General features: G+C 66.3%; 4 protein-coding genes and 1 pseudogene. 4 read left to right on the forward strand and 1 reads right to left on the reverse strand.

The genetic code is table 11. The annotated features are described in order from the left end of the window. The 4 genes from EOD07_RS19130 to recJ form a co-directional block, all read left to right on the forward strand. On the forward strand, nucleotides 1-1,030 hold a 1,030-nt coding region (locus EOD07_RS19130; protein WP_127236579.1), incomplete at its 5' end, for an LL-diaminopimelate aminotransferase. A 41-nt stretch (nucleotides 1,031-1,071) separates the two neighbouring features. Next, nucleotides 1,072-2,385, forward strand: coding sequence for a homoserine dehydrogenase (locus tag EOD07_RS19135; protein ID WP_127236580.1), 1,314 nt, complete (start codon nucleotides 1,072-1,074; stop codon nucleotides 2,383-2,385). A 186-nt stretch (nucleotides 2,386-2,571) separates the two neighbouring features. Beyond that, a complete protein-coding gene (gene glpX, locus EOD07_RS19140) occupies nucleotides 2,572-3,555 on the forward strand; it encodes a class II fructose-bisphosphatase (RefSeq protein WP_127236581.1) in 984 nt (327 codons plus the stop codon). A gap of 131 nt (nucleotides 3,556-3,686) precedes the next feature. Further along, complete coding sequence (gene recJ / locus EOD07_RS19145; RefSeq protein ID WP_127236582.1) at nucleotides 3,687-5,471, forward strand: single-stranded-DNA-specific exonuclease RecJ; 1,785 nt, start codon at nucleotides 3,687-3,689, stop codon at nucleotides 5,469-5,471. Between the two features lie 18 nt (nucleotides 5,472-5,489). Here recJ and EOD07_RS19150 read toward each other — a convergent pair. Continuing rightward, nucleotides 5,490-5,922: pseudogene (locus EOD07_RS19150) on the reverse strand (patatin-like phospholipase family protein); the annotation flags it as partial.

Genomic DNA, 5,922 nt, shown 5'->3' on the forward strand with positions numbered 1-5,922 from the left:
CTATTCGTCCTCGCGCGGCATTCCGGGGCTGCGCCGCGCCCAGGCCAACTATTACCAGCGCCGCTTCGGCGTGAAGCTCAACCCAGACACGCAGGTTGTGGCGACGCTCGGCTCAAAGGAAGGCTTCGCCAACATGGCGCAGGCGATCACCGCGCCCGGCGACGTGGTCCTGTGCCCCAATCCCACCTATCCGATCCATGCCTTCGGCTTCATCATGTCGGGCGGCGTCATCCGCTCGCTGCAGGTCGAGCCCGATGACGGCTTCATCCCGGCGGTGGAACGCGGCATCCGCCACTCGATCCCGAAGCCGCTGGCGCTGATCCTCAATTATCCGTCGAACCCGACGGCGCTGGTCGCCTCGCTCGACTTCTACAAGGATGTGGTCGCCTTCGCGAAGAAGAACGACATCATCATCCTGTCGGATCTTGCCTATTCTGAGATCTATTTCGACGGCAATCCGCCGCCTTCGGTGCTGCAGGTGCCGGGCGCGATGGACGTCTGCGTCGAGTTCACCTCGATGTCGAAGACCTTCTCCATGCCTGGATGGCGCATGGGCTTCGCCGTCGGCAACGAGCGGCTGATCTCCGCGCTGACGCGGGTGAAGTCCTACCTGGATTATGGCGCCTTCACGCCGATCCAGGTGGCGGCGGCGCATGCGCTGAACGGCGACGGCGCCGACATCGAGGAAGTGCGCGAGGTCTACCACAAGCGCCGCGACGTGATGGTCGATTCCTTCGGCCGCGCCGGCTGGACCATTCCCGCGCCCGCCGCCTCGATGTTCGCCTGGGCGCCCATCCCCGAGCAGTTCCGTCAGCTCGGCTCGCTCGAATTCTCCAAGCTGCTCATCGAGCATGCGGATGTCGCGGTGGCGCCGGGCATCGGCTTCGGCGAGCATGGCGACGACTATGTGCGTGTGGCCCTGGTCGAGAACGAGCACCGGATCCGCCAGGCGGCGCGCAACATCAAGAAATTCCTCGCGACCACCGCCAAGCAGCCCAACAATGTGGTGCCGCTCGCCGCCCGTCGCTGAATTAGCCGGACATTCATTGAATTTGAGGGGCGTCGCCGGACATGGCTGAAGCGTTGCGTGTTGGAATTGCCGGCCTCGGCACGGTTGGCGCCTCTGTGGCGCGCGTGCTGCGCGACAAGGCGACCGAGCTCACCCGGCAGTGCGGCCGCGACATCGTCGTAACGGCTGTTTCGGCGCGTGATCCGAAGCGCGACCGCGGCGTCGATCTGAGCGCGGCGAAATGGCTCGACGACCCGGTCAAGCTGGCCGAGAAGGCCGATATCGATGTCTTTGTCGAGCTGCTCGGCGGCGATGAAGGCCCGGCGCGAGCCTCGGTGAAGGCGGCGCTCGAGGCTGGCCGCCATGTCGTGACCGCCAATAAGGCGCTGCTTGCCAAGCATGGCGTGGCGCTTGCCGAGATCGCCGAGAAGAAGGGCGTGCTGCTCAACTACGAGGCGGCGGTCGCCGGCGGCATCCCGGTCATCAAGACGATGCGTGAAGCGATGGCCGGCAACGCGGTAACCCGTGTCTTCGGCATCCTCAACGGCACCTGCAACTACATCCTGACGCGCATGGAGGCCGAGGGCATTTCCTTCGACGCCTGCCTGAAGGACGCGCAGCGGCTGGGCTACGCCGAGGCCGACCCGACCTTCGATATCGAAGGCCACGATACGGCGCACAAATTGTCGATCCTGACCAGCCTTGCCTTCGGCACCAGGATCGCCGCCGGCGACATCTATATGGAAGGCATCTCCAACATCACCCAGGCCGACATCCGCGCGGCGGCCGATCTCGGCTACCGCATCAAGCTGCTCGGCGTCGCCCAGCGCACCGACAGCGGCATTGAGCAGCGCGTCCACCCGACCATGGTGCCGACGGCGTCGGTCATCGCGCAGGTGCATGGCGTCACCAACGCGGTGGCGATCGAGACCGATATCCTGGGCGAGCTTCTGCTTTCCGGCCCCGGCGCCGGCGGCAACGCCACGGCGTCGGCGGTGATCGGCGATATCGCCGATATCGCCAAGAGCCGGCCCGGGTTCCAGCACGCGCCGGTGTTCGGCTGGCCGGCGAAGGAGCTGAAACCCTACAAGAAGGCGCGGATGCGCAGCCATGCCGGCGGCTATTTCATCCGGCTGACCGTGCATGACCGCACCGGCGTCTTCGCTGCCATCGCCAAGCGCATGGCCGACAACGACATCTCGCTGGAGTCGATCGTCCAGCAGGCGGCCAGCGCGGAAAGCCAGGCGCAGAAGACGGTGATCCTCGTCACGCATGAGACGACGGAAGCCGCGGTGCGCAAGGCCGTCGAAGGCATCACCAAGGACGGTCACCTGACCGACAAGCCGCAGGTGATCCGCATCGAACGGGCGGAATAAACCAGGTCCGATTCCGTCTTCAATCGATTGATTTTGCTGTCATTTCGAAAAATGGCGAGCCAAGTCTTGCCGTTGTCATGGAGCTTTGCCAGAAGAAGCCCGCCTCTGGCGGGAGGCGGAGCAATTCCGGCGCTCAACCGTTCTGGGATCGCTCGACGCAAACAGACAACGAGGAATGCGTAATCCATGAATATCGCCCAGAACATTGCCGCTGGTCTCGACCGGATCCTTACAATGGAAGTCGTGCGCGTGACCGAGCGGGCCGCCGTCGCGGCCGCCAGGTTGCGCGGACGCGGTGACGAGAAGGCCGCCGACCAGGTGGTGGTCGACGCCATGCGCCAGGAGCTCAACCGGCTGGCCATCAAGGGCACGGTGGTGATCGGCGAGGGCGAGCGCGACGAGGCGCCGATGCTCTATATCGGCGAAGAGGTCGGCACCGGCAAAGGTCCGGCCGTCGACATCGCGCTCGACCCGCTCGAGGGCACGACGATCTGCGCCAAGAACCTTCCCAACGCGCTTGCCGTCATCGCGATCGCGGAAAAGGGCAGCCTGCTGTTTGCGCCCGACGTCTATATGGACAAGATCGCCATCGGCCCCGGCTATCCGGAAGACCTGATCGACATCGACGCCTCGCCGGCGGAAAACCTCGCCAATCTGGCCAAGGCCAAGGGCGTGGCGGTTTCCGACATCACGGCCTGCATCCTCGATCGGCCGCGTCACGCCAAGCTGATCGACGACGTGCGCGCCACGGGCGCCGCGATCCGGCTGATCGGCGACGGCGATGTCGCCGGCGTCATCCACACCACCGATCCGGACGAGACCGGCATCGACATCTATCTCGGCACCGGCGGCGCGCCGGAGGGCGTGCTGGCGGCGGCAGCGCTGCGCTGCACCGGCGGGCAGATGCAGGGCCGGCTGATCCTCGACACGCCGGAAAAGGTGGCGCGAGCCGAGAAGATGGGCATTTCCGACCCGAAGCGGGTCTACCGCGCCCAGGACATGGCGCGCGGCGACGTGCTGTTCGCGGCGACCGGCGTCACCGACGGCAATCTGCTCGACGGGGTGAAGTTCGGCCGCACCTTCATCACCACCCACACCATCGTGCTGCGCTCGTCCTCGCGCACGGTGCGCGAGATCAAGGCGCGTCACCAGGACCTGGACAAGTTCTGATCTTTTCGCTTGAGCGTCGCATTCCGGGGAAACCCATCCACACCTTTCCCCGGCTTGCCCGCTTGCCCGCAATTGCTCCAGACGTCGCATGTTGATATCTGCGCAAGTATGATGTGCAGACGGCGCGTCGCATGACGGGCGAGAAACGGTTCTTCCTCGATGTCAGGCAGTCGGCGACGGGTGTTTCCTGGGAACACCGGCTGACCGAGCGGCAGGATATGGCCGCCTTGGCCATCGCGCAGGGCCATGGCGTGCCGGACATCGTGGCGCGGGTGCTTGCCGGGCGCGGCGTCAGCGTGGAGCAGACCGGGCGCTTCCTCGATCCGACCATCCGCGAGCTTTTGCCGAACCCGGCATCGCTGACCGACATGGAGAAAGCGGCGGCGCGGCTGGCGGACGCGATCGTCGCCGGCGAAAAAGTGGCGATCTTCGGCGACTATGACGTCGATGGCGCCGCCTCGTCGGCGCTCCTGAAACGCTTTCTCACGCATTTTTCCGTACCGTCCGAAATCTATATCCCGGACCGCATCTTCGAAGGCTACGGGCCCAATCCGGAAGCGATGCGGGAGCTGATCTCGCGCGGCGCGAAGCTGATCGTCACCGTCGATTGCGGCACCAACAGCGCGACCTCGATCGAGGCCGCGAGGGAAGCCGGCGCCGACGTCGTGGTGCTCGACCATCACCAAGTCGGCGGCCCGCTGCCGCCAGCGGCGGCCGTGGTCAATCCCAATCGCGAGGACGACCTGTCGGGGCAGGGGCATCTGTGCGCCGCCGGCGTCGTTTTCCTATGCCTGGTGCAGACGGCCAAAGTGCTGCGCGAGCGGCTGCCGAACGCCGCGCCGGTCGACCTGCTCTCGCTCCTCGATCTGGTGGCGCTGGCGACGGTCTGCGACGTGGTGCCGCTCACCGGCGTCAACCGCGCCTTCGTCGTCAAGGGATTGCAGGTATTGCGCCAGCAGAAGAATGAGGGGCTGGCGGCCCTGGCGCGGGTCTCGCGCATCGGCGAGCCGATCAACACCTTTCACTTGTCGTTCCTGATCGGGCCACGCATCAATGCCGGCGGCCGCATCGGCGATGCCGCGCTCGGCAGCCGGCTTTTGGCCACTGACGATCCCGTCGAGGCGGCGAGCATCGCCGAGACGCTCGACCGGCTGAACCAGGAACGGCAGCAGATGGAGCAGGAGATGCTGGCGCAGGCGCGCGCCGAGGCCGATGCGGAGCTTGCCGGCGGCAATGGTCCCGCCGTCATCGTCACGGCCAGCAACAGCTGGCATCCGGGCATCGTCGGGCTGATCGCCTCGCGGCTCAAGGACTATGCGCGCCGGCCGGCCTTTGCCATCGCCTTCAATTCGACCGGCGTCGGCACGGGCTCCGGCCGTTCGGTGACCGGCTTCGATCTCGGCCGGCTGGTGCGCGAGGCGGCTGCCGCCGGGCTGATCGTCAAGGGCGGCGGCCACGCGATGGCCTCGGGCATTACCGTCGAGCGCGCCAAGCTTGGAGAGTTGCGCGCCTTCTTCGAGGAGCGCGCCGCGGCCGACGTGTTCCGGCTGCAGAACGAGGAAAGCCTGGCGATCGACGGCGCTCTGGCCGCCGAGGGCGCCACGATCGCGCTGCTCGACGCGCTTGAGAAAGCCGGGCCGTTCGGCGCCGGGCATATCGCGCCGGTGTTCGTGCTGCCGCGCCACCGGCTGACCGATGCGCGCGCGATCGGCACCAATCATATCCGGGTGGACCTGCAGTCGCAAAGCGGCGGCAACATCCAGGCGATCGCCTTCCGCGCCGTCGACACGGCGCTCGGCGAATTCCTGTTCAAGAACAGGGGCAGGACCGTGCACGTCGCCGGTTCGCTGTCGGGCAATTACTGGAACGGTAACCGCACGGTGCAGTTTCGCATCAGCGATGCGGCGCTGGCATAGCAACAATATCGGGGGAATTCACACCAGAACGGACTGCAGCCGGGTCAGTTCGCTGATCTGCGCCTTCGTCGCCTGGTAGCCGAGGGTGATCGCCTCGTCGGCACGGTGGAATTCCGTCAGGCCGATATGGCTGAGCTTCGGCTGCAGCGACATATCCGGCGGATCGCCAGCGAGCCTGGCGCGCGAGATCCGGTCCTGGATGATGTTGAAGGCCTCGACCATGACGCCGGTGATGCCGAGGCGCGTCTGGTGCGGCTGCGGATTGGGGTGGCCAGGCCGCGGCGCGTCGCTCTCGACAAGCAATTCGCCGGCGCTGTGCTTGATGACGGCGGCACGCCCGAACAGATCGTAATGCAGGTTGACCGCGACGACGAGCGGCTGCTCGTAGGCGCGGCAGACCGACACCGGCACCGGATTGACCAGCGCGCCGTCGACCAGCACGCGGCCGTTG

This window comes from Mesorhizobium sp. M2C.T.Ca.TU.002.02.1.1 (assembly GCF_003997225.1).

Coding starts and splice junctions, on each gene's coding strand:
- glpX (WP_127236581.1), top strand. CDS start 2,572: ATGAATATCGCCCAGAACATTGCCGCTGGTCTCGACCGGATCCTTACA.
- EOD07_RS19135 (WP_127236580.1), top strand. CDS start 1,072: ATGGCTGAAGCGTTGCGTGTTGGAATTGCCGGCCTCGGCACGGTTGGC.
- recJ (WP_127236582.1), top strand. CDS start 3,687: ATGACGGGCGAGAAACGGTTCTTCCTCGATGTCAGGCAGTCGGCGACG.